Here is a 19,653-nt window from a genome sequence, read left to right as displayed (position 1 = left end):
AATTATTCTGCAAGCTCTAAAAGCCAAAAAGAACGCTTTTAAGCCTTCTTTTTCATGACAATGATACGAAACCAGCTTTAACTGTGTTAAAAAGCTTAAGAAACGATTTTCATAATGCTGTTTGTTGCTCCTGTGTTATCCTGGATATAAGACTTGCAAATTTGCCCTTTTTCTTTTAGAAAATTTTCATCATTAATCAATTGATCAAAACTGTTTTTTAATTCATCGCTATTCGATATTACAGTGCATCCTTTAAGTTTAACCAGTTCAACAGCTTCGGCAAAATTGGAGAAATTTGGTCCAATTATAATCGGAATTCCAAACGTTGCTGGTTCCAGAATATTGTGAATGCCCGGATTTCCGAAACCTCCGCCCACATAAGCGATTGTTCCGTAGCTATAGATTTTAGTTAACAAGCCAATTGTATCGATTATAAAAACGGAATAATTTGATAAATCAAAATTGTTTTTCTCTGAAAATAAAACACTTGATTTTGTTATCTGCGATTTAAGATTTGAAATTTGTTCTGTCTTAATATTGTGCGGGGCAATAATAAATTTCACATCATCCGAAGCCTGATTTATATATTCAGCTATCAGAGCTTCGTCCTTTGGCCACGAACTTCCAATAACAATTGAGGTTTGGTTGTTTTTGAATTTTTCGATATAATCAAGCGAATTGTCTCTTTCTAAAATAGCATTTACACGATCAAAACGAGTATCGCCCGAAACAATTACATTGTTAAATCCAATGGCTTCAATTTTTTGTTTCGAACTTTCATTCTGAACAAAAAAATAAGTAAAGGCTTTTAATGCTTTTCTGTAAAAACCGCCATACCATTTAAAAAACATTTGGCTGTCTCTAAAAATTCCCGAAATCAAATAGGTTGGGGTTTTGCTTGTTTCTAATTCTTTTAAATAGTTTAGCCAAAATTCATATTTGATAAAAAAAGCTTTTTCAGGATGTACTAGTTTTAAAAAACGTTTTGCATTTTTTTTGGTATCCAATGGCAGGTATATGGTAACATCTGCAACTGTGTTATTTTTACGCACTTCGTATCCGGAAGGGGAAAAAAGTAACAACAATTTTGTGCGAAGGATATTTTTCTTTTATTTTTTCGATTACAGGTAAGCCTTGTTCATATTCGCCAAGTGAGGCCGAATGGAACCAGATAGTTTTGTCTGTGGCTTTTATTTTTTCTTCTAAAATGGAAAAAACGTTTTTCCTTCCGTCAATAAAAAGTTTGATTTTAGGACTAAAAAGCGCCACAATTTTAAGAAAAAACCGGCAATGGAAATAACTAAATTGTATAGAAAAAGCATAGATATAATTTTGGCGCTAAATTACGCTTCTTTCGATTATTTTCATTGTTCAAAGGTATTAAATAACTATTTTTGTGCTTCGTTTAGAGATTTGGTTTCAAAATCAAATCTTAAGTTTTAAATAAATAAAAAGATAAATGAAAAAAATTCAAATGGTTGACTTAAAGAGTCAATATGAAAAAATAAAAGCCACTGTTGATGCTTCAATTCAAGAAGTTTTAGATACAAATACTTATATAAACGGGCCATTGGTTCATCAATTTCAAAAAATCTTGAAGACTATCTAGGGGCAAAACACGTAATACCATGTGCAAATGGTACAGATGCTTTGCAAATTGCGATGATGGGGTTGGATTTAAAACCTGGTGATGAGGTAATTACTGCCGATTTTACTTTTGCAGCTACTGTTGAGGTTATCGCTTTATTGCAGTTAACTCCGGTTTTGGTTGATGTTGATATCACAAATATGAATATTGATATCGACGCCATTAAAAAAGCAATTACTCCAAAAACAAAAGCAATTGTTCCGGTACATTTATTTGGCCGCGCTGCAAATATGGATGCTATTATGGAAATCGCTGCAGAACATAATTTATATGTAATAGAAGATAATGCACAAGCTATTGGAGCTGATTATGTTTCTAAATCTGGTGAAAAAACTAAGGTTGGTGTAATTGGTCATGTTGCTGCAACATCATTTTTTCCTTCAAAAAACTTAGGGTGTTATGGAGATGGTGGAGCAATTTTTACAAATGATGATAAATTAGCGCATGTTATTCGAGGAATCGTAAATCACGGAATGTATGAGCGTTATCATCATGATGTTGTAGGGGTTAATTCTCGTTTAGATAGTATTCAGGCAGGAGTTTTAAATGCAAAATTACCTTTGTTAGATGAATATAATAAAGCGCGCCGTCGTGCAGCTACAAAATATAATGCAGCTTTTGCAGGTCACAAAAACATTATCACGCCTGAGTTTGATGCAAACGAAAATGATCACGTTTTTCATCAATATGTATTGAGAATTATCGATGCAGATCGTAATGCCTTAATGCAGCATTTATTAGACAAAGGAATTCCGTGTGCAATTTATTACCCAATTCCGCTACATTCTCAAAAAGCTTATGTTGATGTTCGTTATAAAGAAGAGCAATTTCCAGTTACCAATCAATTAGTAAAAGAAGTGATTGCTTTGCCGATGCATACAGAATTAGATGATGAGCAGATTAAATTTATTACCGATAGCGTAATTGAATTTTTGAAATAAGAAAGAATATAGAGTAAAGAGAATAGGAAAAGAACATAAAAGACAATAGAAAAAGAGAATAGAAAAACTTATATAATCTATCTTCTTAATTCTATTTTCTGTAATCTAAAAAAATGAAAATATTAGTAACCGGAGGATTAGGATTTATAGGTTCGCATACCGTAGTTGAATTACAAAATGAAGGCTTTGAAGTTGTGATAATTGATGATCTTTCTAATGCTTCAGAAGATGTTATACAAGGAATCGTAAATATTACGGGGAAAAAACCTCTGTTTGAAAAAATAGATTTAAGAGAAAAAGCCGCAGTAAAGGATTTCTTTAAAAAATATAATGACGTTGCGGGCGTAATTCATTTTGCAGCTTCAAAAGCAGTTGGTGAAAGTGTTGAAAATCCGTTATTATACTACGAGAACAATATTAGTAGTTTAGTTTATTTGTTGCAGGAATTAAAAGAAAAACCTGAGGCAAGTTTTATTTTTAGTTCGTCTTGTACGGTTTACGGTCAAGCCGAAAAAATGCCAATTACAGAAGATGCGCCTGTTCAGGCAGCAATGTCTCCTTATGGAAATACCAAACAAATCGGAGAAGAAATCATCAATGATACTGCAAAAGTTACCAATATAAGTGCTATTTTGTTACGTTATTTCAACCCGGTTGGAGCGCACCCAAGTACAGAAATTGGAGAATTACCTTTAGGGGTTCCTCAAAATCTGGTTCCGTTTATTACGCAAACCGGAATGGGATTGCGTCAGGAATTATCTGTTTTTGGTAATGATTACCCAACGCCAGACGGAACAGCAGTTCGCGATTACATACACGTTGTAGATTTAGCAAAGGCACACGTAATTGCATTACAGCGTTTGTTAAATAAAAAGAATGTACAAAAAGTAGAAACTTTTAATTTGGGAACCGGAAAAGGAAGTTCAGTTCTTGAAGTCATTCATAGTTTTGAAAAAGTAAGCGATAAAAAACTGCCATACATAATTAAGCCACGTCGCGAGGGTGATATTACCGAAGCCTATGCAAATACAGATAAAGCAAACAATGTTTTAGGATGGAAAGCTCAACTAACATTAGATGAGGCAATGTCAAGTGCTTGGGAATGGGAACAAAAAGTAAGGAATAAATAATTTCTTAAATTAAAATTATAAAATCCCAAATTATACAATTATAATTTGGGATTTTTTTATTCAAAGGCATCTTAAATATTATGAGACAAAGTTTAAATTACAAATTACTATTTGCCTTAACTGCCGTAGGGATTATTTGGGGAACTACTTTTTTAGGAATTCGCGTTGCTGTAGAAACAATTCCGCCATGGTTTGTAACATCAATTCGTCAGGGATTAGCCGGTTTGATCGTTATGATCATTTTGCTGTTTAAAAAAGAATTGACATGGATTGGCTGGAAAAATTTAAAACATCAGTTGGTTCCGTCGGTATTAATGATTGTTATTGCGAATGGTTTTACCACAATCGCAGAACAAACTCTCCCTAGCGGACTGGCATCTGTAATGAGTGCTTTGTCGCCAGTGCTTATTTTTATTGGAGGCATCTTGTTTGGATTGCAAAAAGCAAGCTTGAGAGGATTTATAGGGGTTATAATCGGATTTTCAGGCGTTGTTTTTATTTTCAAAGACGGACTCGGATCGTTCTTGGATGATAATTATAAACACGGACTCATGTTTATAAGTTTGGCAATTTTGGCATGGGCAGCAGGCACAATTTGTATTAAAATGCAAGCTCATAAACCGAATAATATTGCGTTAAATTTATTTTATCAGTTTTCGATGGCTTCGTGTATTCAGCTTGTTTTGGCTTTTATTTTTTCACCAAATCCTGATTTAAGCTCATGGAGTTCAAGAAGTGTTTTTGCTGCTTTGTATTTGTCTGTATTTGGGTCAGTTATTGCTTTTTTCTGTTATAATTATGCTCTAAAACATGTAACGGCTGTACAGGTTTCTATTTTATCTTACGTGAATACAATTATTGCAGTTTTTTTAGGCTGGTTAATTTTAAATGAAAGAATTACAGTAGATTTTATTATAGCAACGATACTTATTATTTTGGGAGTTTTTATTATTAATTATAAAAAGAAAGAGAAGAGTGTTTAAAGCATAAAATCTAAATCGTTGAAGTGTATTCTTCTAAATAAGTAAAAGCAAAATCCTCATAACATTTCGTTATGAGGATTTTTTATAGGTATAGTTTTTAACTTAAAACTATTAAATTAAGCATTCGCCGTAACCGCTTCTTTATCAATTTTATTGATCAAACCTGCTAATACTTTTCCTGGACCAACTTCAGTAAACAAAGTAGCGCCGTCAGCGATCATTTGTTGTACAGATTGTGTCCATTTTACGGGAGCAGTCAATTGTATAATTAAATTCTTTTTTATTTCGCTGGCATCAGAAACTGCATTTGCCGTTACGTTTTGGTAAACCGGACAAATAGGAGTAGAGAAAGTAGTTGCTTCAATTGCAGCTGCCAGTTCTTCTCTTGCAGGTTCCATCATTGGTGAGTGAAATGCTCCTCCAACAGGTAAAATTAAGGCGCGTTTTGCTCCGGCAGCTTTCATGGCTTCACAAGCTTTTTCAACAGCAGAAGTTTCTCCTGAAATTACCAATTGTCCTGGGCAGTTGTAGTTTGCAGCAACCACAATTCCGTCGATAGAAGCACAAACTTCTTCAACAATATTATCAGCAAGACCTAAAACCGCAGCCATTGTAGATGGTGTAATTTCGCAAGCTTTTTGCATTGCCAAAGCACGTTGAGAAACTAATTTCAAACCATCTTCAAAAGATAAAGTTCCGTTGGCAACCAATGCTGAAAATTCTCCTAAAGAATGTCCTGCAACCATTTCAGGCTTAAAATCTTCGCCTAAAGTTTTGGCTAAAATAACAGAGTGTAAAAATACGGCCGGCTGTGTAACTTTAGTTTCTTTTAGTTCTTCGGCAGTACCTTCGAACATAATATCTGTAATTCTAAAACCTAAGATTTCATTAGCTTTTTCGAATAATTCTTTGGCTAAAGCCGATGATTCATATAAGTCTTTGCCCATTCCTGTAAACTGTGCGCCCTGACCTGGAAATACGTATGCTTTCATTTGTCTAATTTAATTTTTATTTTTTTTTAGAATTGAAAATTAGTTTCAATTGAAAGGCAAAAGTAGTATTTTTTTAGCTCGTATAATCCTTAAACATATAAATCCATGCTAATCTTGAAAATCGAAGATTGAAAGAAGTGAGTAAAGTAATTACAACAGCAATGATGGGAATGATTCTTAAATCAAATGTTTGATCAAAGAAAAACTGTGCAATACAATAAGTAGCAATGCCTTGCGCAACAGTTAATCCGTAATTTACATACATTGCGCCAAAAAAATAGCCAGGCTCTTTTTGGAATTTATAATTGCAGTGACTGCAGTATTCGTTCATTTTTGGAAGACCAAAAGTCAAAAAAATACTTTTATCTTTAAATACTTTTCCTTTATGACAAACAGGACATTCGTTACTTAAAATATGAGTTAATGCATGTGACATGATCTTGATGTTTTTTATTTATACAAAGGTAATTCAGAGTAGGATAAAAGTCTTTTTTATATCTTCGCTACTTATAGCACAATAAAGACATTTTGTTCTGGAAATTCCAAATTTTAAATTCCAAAATCTAAAATCTACAATCTAATCGCGTATGAAAAAGTATCCAATTTATAGTGTTCAGAATTTTAGTTGTAATGATGTTCATCGCGATTTTTACGTCAATACTTTTACAGAACATTTAAAAAGTCACAGTTTTGTCGAAGAACCACATCGTCACGATTCCTATTTGATGGTTTTTTTTACAAATGGTTCAGGATTGCACGAAGTCGATTTTGATCAGTTCGAAATAAAAAGAGGAAGTTTATTCGTTCTTCAGCCCGGTCAAATGCACCATTGGAGTTTATCCGAAGATATTCAAGGCTTTGTGGTTATTTTTTCGCAGGAACTTTATAATTTATATTTCGGTCAAAAAAAGATAAACGATTATAATTTTTATCATTCCATTCACAATCGGCCGGAAATGGTTTTTGAAGAAACAGAAATACCTAAAATACAGCTTTATTTTGATTTATTAATTCAGGAAAACAATCAAGAAAACAATCAAGAAAACAATCAGGAAAACAAATTCCAATTAGATAAATTGCTGAATTTATTAGATTGCATTCATATTGAAATTTCCAGAAAATATAGTGAAACTTATTCACATCAGGCACATTCATATAATATTAAAATTAATATGTTTGAAAGGCTTTTGGAACAATATTTCAGACAAGAAAAGCTGCCTTCTTTTTATGCAGAAAAATTAAATATCACCCTAAAACATTTAAACAGAATCTGTAATGAAATCCTTCAGAAAACAGCAACCGAAGTAATTACAGATCGCGTTATTCTCGAAATCAAACGAATGTTAATCGATAAACAATTGTCTATAAACGAAATTGCATTTGCTGTTGGCTACGAAGATTACTCGTATTTCTCGAGATTTTTCAAAAAACAAACAGGAATGTCTCCAACTGAATTTAGAAATACAGTGCGATAATTTTTTTCCGCCACGAATTCACGAATTTTTATAGCGCAAAGTTTGGAAAAATATAATTTGTGAATTCGTGGCGATTTTTCCTTTATTTCAAAAAGAAAAAACCCTGCACTTTCTAAAAAGTACAGGGTTTTTAACCAACCAAATTAAAACCTATTTATTACAAGATTAAGCTTGTTTTACAAATTGTAATTCAATGTTTAAACGAACTTCTTCTCCAACCAAAACCCCCCAGTTTCTAGAGCAGAGTTCCAGTTTAAACCCCAATCTTTACGATTAATTTTTCCTTCAATGCTTAAACCAACTTTAGTATTTCCCCAAGGATCAGTCATGATTCCGCTAAAATCTACAGGAAAAGTTACTGATTTAGAAACACCTTTAATGTTTAGGTCTCCAGTAATTTCATAATCTCCATCATCAATTTTTTTGAATGAAGAAGCTTTGAAAGTTAATTTTGGATTGTTTTCAGCATCAAAGAAATCAGCACTTCTTAAGTGACCGTCTCTGTCTGCATTTGCAGTATCGATAGACGCAATATCGCCTGAAAATTCGATTGCTGCGTTTTCAAAATCATTTCCTTCTGTAGTGATTGAAGCATCGTAAGTTCCAAATTTTCCTGAAACATTTGTAAACATCATGTGTTTAACTTTAAAACCAATTTCTGAGTGAGTTGGGTCAATTGACCATTTTGTAGTTGCCATAATTTTTATTTTTTTAAATATTAATTTCATTTTGATAGGACAAAGTTACTTCGGGTGTCTTCATTAAGCACTTAACCTAGATTAAGAAATAAATAACGAAGTGTTTTTGAATCCAATTTGTTTTGTTTATTGTTTGAAAGAAGTCCTGAATTAATAGTTCATCGGAATATCCATTAATAAAAATTCAGCATCAGTGTTTGCTTTTATATTCAAAACATCAGTTCCTGAAATACCAATGGCATCACGAGTGTTTAATTCCTGACCGTTAATAGTTACATTTCCTTTTAAGATGAAAGCGTAAACTCCGTTTCCTTCTTTTTTGATTGTGTATTCAGTAGATACACCTGAGTCAAAATTACCCATATTAAACCAGGCATCCTGGTGAATCCATACTCCTTCATCATCTGCATTTGGAGATAAAATCTGAGATAATTTATTGTGTCTGTCAGCAACATCCAAAGTTATTTGTTGGTAACGTGGTGTTACATTTCTTTTATTTGGGAACAACCAGATTTGCAACAATTTAGTTTGCTGATCTTCATTTGGGTTAAACTCACTGTGCTGCACACCAGTTCCCGCACTCATAACCTGAATATCGCCGTTTTTGATGATTTCAGTATTTCCCATACTGTCTTTGTGTGCTAAATCACCTTCAAGCGGTATTGTAATAATTTCCATATTATCGTGAGGATGCGTACCAAAACCCATTCCGCCCGCAATTGTATCATCGTTCAAAACACGAAGTGCACCAAACTGAATTCTATCTGGATTGTACCAGCTTGCGAAACTAAAACTGTGATAAGCGTTTAACCATCCGTGATTTGCATTTCCTCTTGTTTCTGCTTTATGTAATACTATATTTTCCATGATGTGTATGTTTTGTATTTTTATAGTACAAAGATACTATCAAGGTCAATGAAGAGCACTTAATGTAGATTAAGAAAGTTTTTTGAAGGTTCTGAGTTTCTAAGGCACTAAGATTCTAAGGTTTTTTATCTTGATCGAAAATATGATAGAAACAAGAGAAGTCCCAGAGGGACAGAATATTTATAGGAATTATTGAAACGAATCACCAAAGCTCCAGCGGGGCGATATATTTTATTTAGCACTAATATTTCGCTCCGCTGGAGCTTTGGTGTTGGATTGTATATTTAGCTATAAATATGATGCTCCGAAGGAGCTTTAGCGATGTTGCGTAAAAATCTAAAATCTAAAATCTAAATCTAAAATCTAAAATCTACAATCTAAAATCTAAAATCATAATTAGCTATACTGAGAAATAAACTGCTGAACAACCAAATCCGTATTTTCATGACGCTTTTTCTTTTCCAATGCAATTGGCGGCGCGGCGCGTTCAAGACAGTTTTTTACATCGCAGGTTTCGCAGGTAACACCAACAATTCGTTTTACAAGCGGTTTTCCTTCGATGAATTTGAATTTCTTTTTCATTGTCGGATTTATCAAAATTCCAACAGAAATACTGCGAATATTGTCTTTTATAAAAGGATCTTTTGTGGCCGATGAAAAAACCAGATATTCATTTCCGCTATGTACATAGCTTGAAATCTGTGCATCAAAAAAATGAGGTTTATTTTGTCTGATTGCTTCGTCTATGGTTTTTACCGAAACCCATCTTCTGCAATAATGTTCGTTGGTTTCGTTCGCGTGCGGTTCTTGCTGATTCGTTATGTGTAATTCTTTTTTGATTTGATAAAAATCAGAACCAATTTTATGCGACATTCTTAAAAAGAATAAGTTCTTCAGATGAAAATCTTTCGGCAATAAATTGGTTAATCTTTGATAAAAAGACTCTGGAGAAACTTCAAAACTTTCAATTAAAGCAACGAATTCTTCCGGATTTGGTTTTTCGTTTAAAAGAAAATCATTGATTGTATTAACTACCAATTGTCTAGGTAATAATAAAGCTCCGGCAAAATAAGAAGCATAAAAATTATGCAAAACCTGATCAAAATTATCAAATTTAATCCAGCTGAAAGTCAGTAGTCTATCTGATATTTTTAGGTAATTATAGGCTATTTCTTTGGCTAAAATAAAGGCTTTCTGTGGATGATCAATTTCTGTTGAAAGCAATAACGTTTTGCTTTTTGGAACATAAATAGAACGTAAATCCTCTAAAGCTTCCTGATCTGTAAAAGCAATTTCTTCTATAGTATATTCGTATTCTTCTTTAAGAATCGCTTCTAATTCTTCGATAGTAATTTTCGAATCTAAATTAATTTGAAAGGATTTCGAAAAAGCAATTACCTTTTCCTCTAAATCTTCAAAATAATTGCTGTGCGCTTCCTGATATGAACGTAACGCAGCCAGGAAAAAACTTTCTCTGCTTAAATTATAATGCTGTGCAATTTCGATAATTGTACTTATAAACGCATTGACTTTGGCCGGAGCATTGGCGATAATATCAATTAAATCAGCTTCCTGGATTCCAAAAAGCTCAAGCGGAATCTCTTTTAAAATTCCGGATTTTAAGATCTCGCCAATAGGAGCGAGGTTGTTATCGAGTTTTAAGGATATCATTTGATCGTATGAAACGTCAAGATGTTTACAAAGCAGTAAGATTTTATCTGTTTTTGGATATTTTTTCCCTTTTCAATTTCGTTTAAATACGATTTTGAAAGATTTGTCAATTTGGCTAAGCCAAAAAGGGAAAGATTTTTTTGAGTTCGAACCTGTTTCAGTTTGAGCCCAAATATCAGCTTTATATAGTCTTTTTCGATATCCATGATTCAAATATAGCTATTTAAAAAACAATCGCCAAAATATTATTTTTAATATTTAGAGAACGTTCGCTTGTTTTGTAAAAAACTTTTTTATAATATTGTGGTGTAGAAATTATTAGATATCAGATTGTTATAATTAAAATGTTTTTACAAGAGATACAAATTGAGTAACAATTTTGATTTTACTAATAAAAATAAAATCCACAGCTATGAAAAACCAATTAGAAATTACCGAGACGGCAATGGAATTTTTAGCCGAAAAAAGTTTTCTTATCCAACAATTTGGACAGAAGAAGCAATTGTTTTTATAACAGAATTGCATCGAAAATTTGAAGCGCAACGCAAATTGTTGTTATTACAACGTGACCAAAAACAGGTCGCTTTAAATCTGGGTATTATGCCTTCTTTTCCTTCAGATACCAAAACCGTCAGAGAAAGTAATTGGGTGGCTGGAGAAATTCCGAAGGATTTGTTGGACAGAAGAGTAGAAATTACCGGTCCGGTTGATCGTAAAATGATTATCAACGCGCTCAATTCGGGAGCAAAGACTTTTATGGCTGATTTTGAAGATAGTACTTCGCCAACCTGGCAAAATTTGATGGAAGGTCAAATGAATTTAATTGATGCTGTCAATAAAACGATTTCTTATACAGATTCGGTTAAAAATAAATCTTATCAGTTAAATGAAAAAATCGCAACGCTGATCGTTCGTCCAAGAGGATTGCATTTGCCTGAAAAACATCTTTTAATTGATGGAAAAGAAGTTTCGGGTTCTTTGGTAGATTTTGGGCTTTATGTTTTTCATAATCATAAAAAATTATTGGAGAACAATTCCGGACCGTATTTCTATATTCCAAAATTGGAGCATTATCTGGAAGCACGCTGGTGGAATAACGTAATTGATTTTACCGAAAATTATTTAAGACTGAAAAGAGGAACTATAAAAGTGACGGTTTTAATTGAAACGATAACAGCCAGTTTTCAATTAGATGAAATTATCTACGAATTGAAAGAACATATTGTTGGCTTGAATTGCGGTCGTTGGGATTATATTTTCTCTTACATAAAGAAATTCGGTAAGAACCCAAAATTCATTGTTCCGGATCGTGATCAGGTAAACATGACTTCGCCTTTTATGAATGCGTATTCAAATCTGGTAATCCAGAGATGTCACAAACGTGGAATTCACGCAATTGGCGGAATGGCAGCTCAAATTCCGATTAAAAATGATGAAGAAGCGAATGCCATCGCTTTCGCAAAAGTAAAAACAGATAAAGAACGCGAGGTAAAAAATGGTCACGACGGAACCTGGGTGGCGCATCCGGATTTAGTTTCTTTAGCAAAATCAGTTTTTGATGCCGGAATGCCAACTCCGAATCAAATTCATATTAAAAGAGAATATCGAAAAATTACGGAAGAAGATTTGCTGGAACCGCCAATCGGGATAATTACAGAAAACGGCGTTCGAAAAAATATCAATGTAGGTATTTTGTATTTGGCTTCATGGCTAAATGGTCAAGGTGCAGCGGCGTTGCATAACTTGATGGAAGATGCTGCAACGGCAGAAATTTCGAGATCGCAATTGTGGCAATGGCTTCAAAACAAAGTGACTTTAGATAATGGCAAAATTTTGAATCTGGCTTATTATCACGAATTGGCTTTAGATGAATATCAGAAAATTAAATCGGAATTAGGAGAAGAAAATTACGAAAAACGTCAATTTCCTTTAGCCGAAAAAGTTTTAGAAAGATTAGTTGTAAATACTGATTTTGTTGACTTTTTGACGATTCCGTGTTACAAATACCTTTAGATAATTAAAAATTTGGAATTAAAAATTAAAAATCTGCACTATCTGCTAAATCTGCGTGAAAAAAATATTTTTAATTTTTAATTCCAAATTTTTAATTTGAATGAAATGCTTTACTAACCAACTTAACTATATTATTTATGAAAACAACAGAAGACAGAATTCAGGAATTGATTAACGATTGGATCACGAACCCGAGATGGAAGGGAGTTGAGCGCCCGTACACGGCTACAGAAGTAGTGACGCTTCAGGGTTCTTATCAAATTGAGCATTCTATTGCCAAAATGGGAGCGCAAAAATTATGGAAAAAGTTAAAAAGTCAGGATTATGTAGCTGGGTTGGGCGCTTTAACAGGAAATCAGGCGATTCAGGAAGTCGATGCTGGTTTAGAAGCGATTTATTTAAGCGGCTGGCAAGTGGCTGCTGATGCGAATTTGGCGGGAGAAATGTACCCGGATCAATCGCTTTATCCGGTAAATAGTGTACCAATTGTAGTTAAAAAAATAAACAATGCCTTATTGCGCGCTGATCAGATTCAGGTTGTAAATGAGGTGAAAGATAAAAAAGACTATCTGGTTCCGATTGTGGCCGACGCCGAAGCTGGTTTTGGAGGAAATCTAAATGCTTTCGAATTAATGAAATCAATGATTGAAGCCGGAGCTTCGGGAGTTCATTTTGAAGATCAATTAAGTTCTGCTAAAAAATGCGGTCATTTAGGCGGAAAAGTTTTGGTACCAACACAAGAAGCCATTAATAAACTGATTGCGGCACGTTTAGCGTCAGATGTTATGGGAGTTTCTACGCTTATTGTAGCGCGAACAGACGCTGATGCGGCTAATTTATTAACCAGCGATGCCGACCCAAGAGATGCTAAATTTATTACGGGTGAAAAAACAAACGAAGGTTTCTTTTATGTAAAAAACGGAATAGATCAGGGAATTGCAAGAGGCTTAAGCTACGCTCCTTACGCTGATTTGATTTGGATGGAAACGAGTAATCCGGATTTGGTTTATGCGAAGAAATTTGCTGATGCAATGCGAAAAGAATTTCCAGATAAAATGTTGGCATATAATTGTTCGCCTTCATTTAATTGGGCTGCAAAATTATCTGTTGCAGAAATGGAAACTTTTAGAGAAGACTTGGCGGCAATGGGATATAAATTCCAGTTCATTACTTTGGCGGGATTCCATGCTTTGAATACAAGTATGTTTGAATTGTCTAAAGCCTACAAAGAACGCGGCATGGCAGGATATTCTGAATTGCAGGAAAGAGAATTTGCTTTGCAGAAAAACGGGTTCAGAGCTGTAAAACACCAGGCTTTTGTGGGAACTTCTTATTTTGATGCGGTTCAAAACACCGTAACAATTGGAAAATCAACAACAACAGCAATGAAACATTCTACAGAGGTTGAGCAATTTTAATTTTTTTCCGCCACGAATTCACGAATTTTTATTCTTAAAGATTGTAAAAAAATAATTCGTGAATTCGTGGCGGAAAATCTTATTTCTTCAAAAGCCTGGCTTTCATTTTACTGAAAAATTCGGGCGTTACACCAATGAAAGAAGCAATTTGTTTTTGCGGAACTTTGTGAACCAAAGATCCGTATTTGGTAGTAAATTTTTCAAATCTTTCTTCTGCTGGTAAACTTAAGTTGTCCATTAACCTTTGCTGATTGGCAACTAATGAGTTTTCAATTAAAATCCTGAAAAAGCGTTCGAGTTGTGGAATCTCCAGGTACAATTGTTCCTGATTTTCCTTGGATAAAGAAACAACTTCAGCTTCTTCTAAAACTTCAATAAAAAGCTGTCCCGGTTTTTGCGAAAAAAAGCTGTACATATCGCTCATCCACCAGCCTTCGCAGGCAAATGATAAAACATGTTCAACAATATTGTCATTAATATTGAAACTTCTTAAAATCCCGGAATTTACAAAATACGAATGTTTGCAGATTTCACCGGCATTCAATAAGATAGTTTTGGGTTTGTAAGTGTTTGTTTCTAATTTGGATAAAAAAAGCGCTTGTTCCTCTGCTGTTAGCAAAACATGCTTGGCAATGTTTTCAAGAATTAACTCCATTATTTTTCTTTTATCAAAGTGAATGAAGTTGCTTTAAAACGGTTTTTTTCGATTGTTCCCGTTACAGAAGCTTTTCTAATAGCATTACAAAATCCGTCTTCAGCATGTGCGTCGCCGTGATCGTGAATTGTTGTTCCGTCAACGAAATATGTTTTTCCGTCAATTCGAACAGCTAAATCACAGCTTTTGCCTTTCATTCCAAATTGGCATTCACCACAAGAGGCTTCAACAATTTGAGGTTTATCAATTACTTTTTTAGTCTGTGCCTGAATTGAAATTCCGATAAACAGGAAAATCATAAATAGTATTTTTTTCATTTTTTAAGAATTTACAGTGATTAATGTTGCTGTTTTTTTGGCTCTTTCTATGATTTCTTCGATTGGGGTTGCTAATGAATCGTTGCTTAAAACAACTCCCATTCTTCGGTATGGTCTTGAAGTTGGTTTACCAAAAATCCTGAAATCAGTTTTTGGCAATGCCGCTACTTTCTCAATTCCGGTAAACGTTGGATTTGCAGAATCTTCTGAAGCCAAAATTACAGCGCTTGCTCCGGCTTTTTCTAATGTAATCTCGAAAATAGGCAAACTTAAAATCGCACGTAAATGCAATTCAAATTCGTTGAAGTTTTGAGTTCCCGCCAAAGTTACCATTCCCGTATCGTGTGGGCGAGGGGAAAGTTCTGAGAAATAAACGCCTTCATTGGTCAGGAAAAATTCAACGCCAAAAAGCCCTGCTCCACCAAGTGCTTCGGTAATTTTTTCAGCCATATCCTGCGCTTCGTACAAGTCTTTTTCTGAAACTAAAGCAGGCTGCCAGCTTTCCTGATAATCGCCGCGTTCTTGTCTGTGACCAATTGGAGCGCAAAATAAGGTTGGGTTATTATTTTGAGTAATAGTTAAAAGGGTAATTTCCGAATGAAAATCAACAAAAGCTTCTACAATAACTTCAATAACATCTCCACGTGAACCTGCAACGGCATATTGCCATGCTTTTTTGATATCACTTTCGGTTTTTATAGTCGATTGCCCTTTTCCTGAAGAGGACATTAGGGGTTTTACCACACACGGGATTCCAACTTCCTGAACGGCTTTTTGCAATTCTTCTGCCGAAGTTGCGTATTGATATTTGGCTGTTTTTAGGCCTAATTCTTTTGCTGCCAAATCACGAATGGCTTTACGATTCATGGTAAAGTTGGCCGCTTTCGCTGAAGGAACAACAGTAATACCTTGTTTTTCGTAATCGTAAAAACGTTCTGTGCGAATGGCTTCTATCTCTGGAACTATAAAATCTGGTTTGTGTTTGGCTACAATTCGGTCAAGAGCTTCGCCGTCTAGCATGTTGATGACTTCGAAACCGTGTGCAACCTGCATTGCAGGAGCATTTTCGTAACTATCAACTGCAATTATGGTTTGACCGATTCGTTGTGCGGCAATGACAAATTCTTTGCCTAACTCACCTGAACCGAGGAGTAGTATTTTCATAGGGGGAAAGTTTGTATTTTGGAATAGTAAAAGTAGGGAAAAATGTTTTTAACCGCAAAGTTCGCAAAGGATTACGCAGAGAACGCGAAGTTTTTGTTTTTAAGATAAAAAAGTTCGCAAAGGATTTCTCACGCACATTTTGCAGATCTGGCGGATTTAGTTTTTTGAAAATAAGTAGTTTGAATTGCCTCCAGCTTTAGCTGGAGGAATAATGTTGAATAGTCAGGGCTTTAGCCAAATACTCGGTTTTGGTTAAAGCCAACCTGGAGCTTCATTTTTTTTGAAATGAATTTTCTTTTTTTACGATTTGCGTGAGGGATAGAAGTGGAAAGCCCACAGCCTGACGAAGGAAGTGCGAGGACTTGCAGCGGATAGCCCGACCCGGAGGGACACGCCCAAAATAAAAAACCGATACTTAATTAAGTATCGGTTTGTATTTTAATGAAAATGATCTTCTTCGATTTCAAATTCGGCGTCTTTTTCCCAGATTTCCATTTCACAAGGTTTGCAGTTGAATTTTAGTTTGTATTCAAGCTCGCCTTGTTTTAAAACTAATGGTTCTTTTACTTTAACACCCATGATGTCTTTTTGGTGTATTGGGCATTTTTTTAATTCGTATTTAATGCAATATTTAGTTGTCATAACACGAGATTTTCCCGGATCCCATTGTAATTCGAATGCTTTTTCGATTTCGGTTACGCCGTGACGTTCGTAGAATTTACGAGCCGTTTTGTTTGAAACGTTGTACATGAAATCTAGTTTGGTTTCAGGATATGGATGTGACGTTTTTACCAATTGGTGTTCTTCGCGTTTGTAATTTTTCAAACGAATTTCGGTTAACTGATCGTAAACGGTTCTTCTCATTTCGTTGATTTTAGAAATAGGAAGGAACCAGTTTTGAGAAAACATTACATTAATTTCATTAGCTGTATAAGGTGTAAAACCTGTTTTTGCCAATTGTGTTTTGATGTTTTCTTCTATTGATTCGCCCGTTTTAGTCTGCTCTTTTGAATGATCTAAATTTACGGTGCTTACGTTTCCATCTTCATCGGTTGCGATTAATTCAAAACCGGTTTCATTTTCTGTAAGCAATAAAGTCGTGCTGATTTTTCGAACCGCACTGTCTTCTCTTTCTACAATTTTGATGAAAGCAGCGTCGTTATTTCGGTAAATAAAAGTTCCGTCTTTAATTTCTTTTAAAACGTTTGGATATATTTTCCCGTTTTCGGCTTTGTTTACATAAATTCCGTCAGCTTCATTATTTTCATTGATGAAACAAAGTCCATCACCGTTGTTTAAAAATTCACCATTTTCGATTTCGTAGGCGTTACCAACGGTTCGGATTAATTTACCAATATATTGTCCTTTTGATTTTGGGCTTTCCCAAGATCCGATACTATGATTTCTATCGTTTACAAAATAGTCAGTATAACCGCGGTTGAAAGTTCTGCTTAGAGAAGAATCGAAAGTATAGGTACAAGTTCCAGATGAAGCTTTCATGTATTTATCGCTTCCTTCGCCTTCTAAGAAACTGTCTAATTTTTGACGTAAAAACGACACGTTGTTTTTTACATAAACAACATCTTTTAATCTTCCTTCAATTTTAAAAGAAACAATTCCGGCTTCAATTAAATTTGGAATCTGATCTGAAATATCTAAATCTTTAATAGAAAGTAAGTGACTGTTTTTGATTAAGGTTTCTCCGTTTCCGTCGATTAAGTTATAAGGCAAACGGCAGTTTTGAGCGCAAGAACCACGATTGGCGCTGCGTTCTCCGTTGGCCACACTCATATAACAGTTTCCACTGAAGGAAACACATAATGCTCCGGTTACGAAAAACTCTAGTTCAACATCTGCCTCGTCGTATATTGTTTTAATTTGATGCAGATTTAATTCGCGGGCCAAAACCACACGTTTGATTCCCGCATCTTTAAGGAATTTAATCTTATCAGCGTCACGATTGTTGGCTTGTGTACTGGCGTGAAGTACGATAGGAGGGAGCTCCATTTCCATAATCGCCATATCCTGAATAATCAGTGCATCAACACCAATTTCGTATAATTCCCAAATCATTTGGCGACACGTTTCTAGTTCGTTGTCGTACAAAATGGTGTTCATAACGACAAAAACCTGTGCATTAAATAAATGTGCATATTGTACTAAAGCTGCAACATCTTCGATAGAATTGTTGGCATTTGATCGGGCGCCAAATTGTGGGGCTCCAATATAGACTGCATCTGCGCCACTATTGATGGCGGCCATTCCACCAATTAAATCTTTAGCAGGAGCTAATATTTCAATTTTCTTCTTCATTTTTAGAACTTTAGGCTTTTGTGGTATTCACGCAAAAAAGTTTGCAAAGTTCTTATAAATATTTCGAGTTTACTAATACTGAAGTGACTTTTTTGAAATAGTTAACTAATATAGAATGATGATGGTTATGGTTTTTGTTTATTTGATTGGCTCATAGATAAGCTGTACAACTCCAGACTTGAAAATATTTGTTTCAAGCAGCTTTAGTTCTATTCGTTCTTTTAAGTCTTCAAACAATGGTTTGCCATTTCCTAAAACTGTTGGATGAACTGATATTCTGTAAATGTCAATAAGATTTTGTTGAATAAATGTTTTAATAAGACTTGCTCCGCCGTATAACCAAATATCTTTTCCGGACTGTTTTTTAATTTCATTTACCTTTTGTGAAATATCAGAATTTATGAAAATAGCATTATCATCTTTTTTATTTTGACTGGAAAAAACATATTTCTTTTTTGAATGTACTCCATTCCAAAGTGCTTTTTCGGCTGGGCTTGCATTTTCATCAGGTTGAAAATTGCCCCAGGCTTCATAACTCACACGACCGTAAAAAATAGTGTCTATGCCAGATAAGAAACCATCAAAATCCATATCGTCATCCATGATGCACCAATCAATTTCTCCGTTTGGTCCTTCAATAAAACCGTCTAATGTTACTGCTAAATCTAGAATTACTTTTTTCATTTGAGTATTTTTTTGATATAAAAATATGCTATTTCTGTTTTTTATAAAACAAAAAACCTTCTCAATTTTACAAAACTGAGAAGGTTTTCTTTTCGAACAAATATGTTTAAATATTAATTCGATTTCATTTTAATTCTATCCAATGTAGATTGAATACTGTTTAATTGTTTCGAAATGATTGCAATTTGGCTTCCGTCAAGTTCATTTTTTTCTAAAGCCATTTTGTATTTTTCAACAGCAGCTTCTTCTCCTGTTACGCAGGCATTTACAATCGCTTCTGTATCTCCGCTTGTAAAGGATGATTTAATGTCGATCCAGGCGCGGTGTAAAGCTCCTAATGGTCCACCTCCGGAAGTATCTGTTGATTTTCCTAGTTTGTTGATTTCGTCTTGTAATTCAACAATAAATAAGGCTCTTTCACGGGCATAATCCAAAAATTCGGCTTTGATTGCGTGATTTTCTACATGTTCTGCAGCGTTTGTATAACCCAGTTTTCCATCTTCCAAAATAGAAATTAATCCGTTTAATGTACTTACTGCTTCTGTCGTTGTTTCATCTGTATGTGTCATGACTTTAATTTTTAAATTAATGTATAATACAAAGTTGGGATTTTATAATGCCTTAATTCTTATAGAATTACAATGTGTGTTTATAAGATTGTGGAATGGGGATTTTGAAAGGAAA

Annotated in this window: 14 protein-coding genes and 4 pseudogenes; 6 read left to right on the top strand and 12 right to left on the bottom strand. The window is 34.4% G+C overall.

Annotated features, from left to right (window positions below):
* Positions 1-95: 95 nt before the first annotated feature.
* Positions 96-1,322 (bottom strand): annotated as a pseudogene (locus tag ACZZZT_RS24175) (3-deoxy-D-manno-octulosonic acid transferase).
* 137 nt (positions 1,323-1,459) lie between these two features.
* On the opposite strand from ACZZZT_RS24175, the pseudogene ACZZZT_RS24170 reads away from it, so the two are divergent.
* From ACZZZT_RS24170 to ACZZZT_RS24160, 3 genes and pseudogenes are all read left to right on the top strand, one after another.
* Positions 1,460-2,589 (top strand): annotated as a pseudogene (locus ACZZZT_RS24170) (DegT/DnrJ/EryC1/StrS family aminotransferase).
* A 113-nt stretch (positions 2,590-2,702) separates the two neighbouring features.
* Positions 2,703-3,719 carry a UDP-glucose 4-epimerase GalE gene (gene galE, locus ACZZZT_RS24165; RefSeq protein ID WP_463462223.1) on the top strand — a complete coding sequence of 339 codons (1,017 nt, stop codon included), beginning with the start codon at positions 2,703-2,705 and terminating at the stop codon, positions 3,717-3,719.
* A gap of 80 nt (positions 3,720-3,799) precedes the next feature.
* Positions 3,800-4,702, top strand: a complete 903-nt coding sequence (locus ACZZZT_RS24160; protein ID WP_463462222.1) for a DMT family transporter — start codon at positions 3,800-3,802, stop codon at positions 4,700-4,702.
* Between the two features lie 116 nt (positions 4,703-4,818).
* Here the strand turns inward: ACZZZT_RS24160 and fabD are convergent, their stop codons facing one another.
* Positions 4,819-5,694 (bottom strand): ACP S-malonyltransferase, encoded by an 876-nt coding sequence (gene fabD / locus ACZZZT_RS24155; RefSeq protein ID WP_302094671.1) that lies wholly within the window; start codon positions 5,692-5,694, stop codon positions 4,819-4,821.
* Between the two features lie 73 nt (positions 5,695-5,767).
* Entirely contained in the window at positions 5,768-6,130 is a 363-nt protein-coding gene (locus ACZZZT_RS24150; RefSeq protein WP_042565714.1) for a DUF983 domain-containing protein, read from the bottom strand.
* Positions 6,131-6,281: 151 nt separating this feature from the next.
* On the opposite strand from ACZZZT_RS24150, the gene ACZZZT_RS24145 reads away from it, so the two are divergent.
* Positions 6,282-7,169: an AraC family transcriptional regulator gene (locus ACZZZT_RS24145; protein WP_463462221.1), complete on the top strand. Its 888-nt coding sequence runs from the start codon at positions 6,282-6,284 to the stop codon at positions 7,167-7,169.
* 165 nt (positions 7,170-7,334) lie between these two features.
* Here the strand turns inward: ACZZZT_RS24145 and ACZZZT_RS24140 are convergent.
* The 3 genes and pseudogenes from ACZZZT_RS24140 to ACZZZT_RS24130 form a co-directional block, all read right to left on the bottom strand.
* Positions 7,335-7,867: pseudogene (locus ACZZZT_RS24140) on the bottom strand (YceI family protein).
* A 150-nt stretch (positions 7,868-8,017) separates the two neighbouring features.
* The gene (locus ACZZZT_RS24135; RefSeq protein ID WP_073396961.1) at positions 8,018-8,734 is read right to left on the bottom strand and encodes a pirin family protein; all 717 of its coding nucleotides are present in this window, start codon (positions 8,732-8,734) and stop codon (positions 8,018-8,020) included.
* Between the two features lie 396 nt (positions 8,735-9,130).
* A pseudogene (locus ACZZZT_RS24130) lies at positions 9,131-10,611 on the bottom strand (helix-turn-helix domain-containing protein).
* Between the two features lie 160 nt (positions 10,612-10,771).
* On the opposite strand from ACZZZT_RS24130, the gene aceB reads away from it, so the two are divergent.
* Both aceB and aceA read left to right on the top strand, forming a co-directional pair.
* Complete coding sequence (gene aceB / locus ACZZZT_RS24125) at positions 10,772-12,418, top strand: malate synthase A (protein WP_463462220.1); 1,647 nt, start codon at positions 10,772-10,774, stop codon at positions 12,416-12,418.
* 137 nt (positions 12,419-12,555) lie between these two features.
* Positions 12,556-13,836 carry an isocitrate lyase gene (aceA, locus tag ACZZZT_RS24120; RefSeq protein WP_073396970.1) on the top strand — a complete coding sequence of 427 codons (1,281 nt, stop codon included), beginning with the start codon at positions 12,556-12,558 and terminating at the stop codon, positions 13,834-13,836.
* Positions 13,837-13,915: 79 nt separating this feature from the next.
* Here aceA and ACZZZT_RS24115 read toward each other — a convergent pair whose 3' ends face one another.
* From ACZZZT_RS24115 to ACZZZT_RS24090, 6 genes are all read right to left on the bottom strand, one after another.
* Positions 13,916-14,491: a Crp/Fnr family transcriptional regulator gene (locus tag ACZZZT_RS24115; RefSeq protein WP_463462219.1), complete on the bottom strand. Its 576-nt coding sequence runs from the start codon at positions 14,489-14,491 to the stop codon at positions 13,916-13,918.
* Positions 14,491-14,808: a DUF6370 family protein gene (locus tag ACZZZT_RS24110; RefSeq protein ID WP_463462218.1), complete on the bottom strand. Its 318-nt coding sequence runs from the start codon at positions 14,806-14,808 to the stop codon at positions 14,491-14,493. Before ACZZZT_RS24110 ends, ACZZZT_RS24115 begins: the two co-directional genes overlap by 1 nt.
* 3 nt (positions 14,809-14,811) lie before the next feature.
* A complete protein-coding gene (gene purT / locus ACZZZT_RS24105) occupies positions 14,812-15,972 on the bottom strand; it encodes a formate-dependent phosphoribosylglycinamide formyltransferase (RefSeq protein WP_463462217.1) in 1,161 nt (386 codons plus the stop codon).
* 438 nt (positions 15,973-16,410) lie between these two features.
* Positions 16,411-18,285, bottom strand: coding sequence for a peptidase U32 family protein (locus ACZZZT_RS24100; protein WP_463462216.1), 1,875 nt, complete (start codon positions 18,283-18,285; stop codon positions 16,411-16,413).
* A 138-nt stretch (positions 18,286-18,423) separates the two neighbouring features.
* Entirely contained in the window at positions 18,424-18,969 is a 546-nt protein-coding gene (locus ACZZZT_RS24095) for a dihydrofolate reductase family protein (protein WP_463462215.1), read from the bottom strand.
* A gap of 113 nt (positions 18,970-19,082) precedes the next feature.
* Positions 19,083-19,538 carry a ferritin-like domain-containing protein gene (locus ACZZZT_RS24090; protein ID WP_042565636.1) on the bottom strand — a complete coding sequence of 152 codons (456 nt, stop codon included), beginning with the start codon at positions 19,536-19,538 and terminating at the stop codon, positions 19,083-19,085.
* Between the last annotated feature and the right edge of the window lie 115 nt (positions 19,539-19,653).

Source organism: Flavobacterium sp. AC274, from assembly GCF_979258275.1.
The sequence above is the reverse complement of the archived record's forward strand: the minus strand, read 5'-3'. Positions and strand labels throughout refer to the sequence as shown.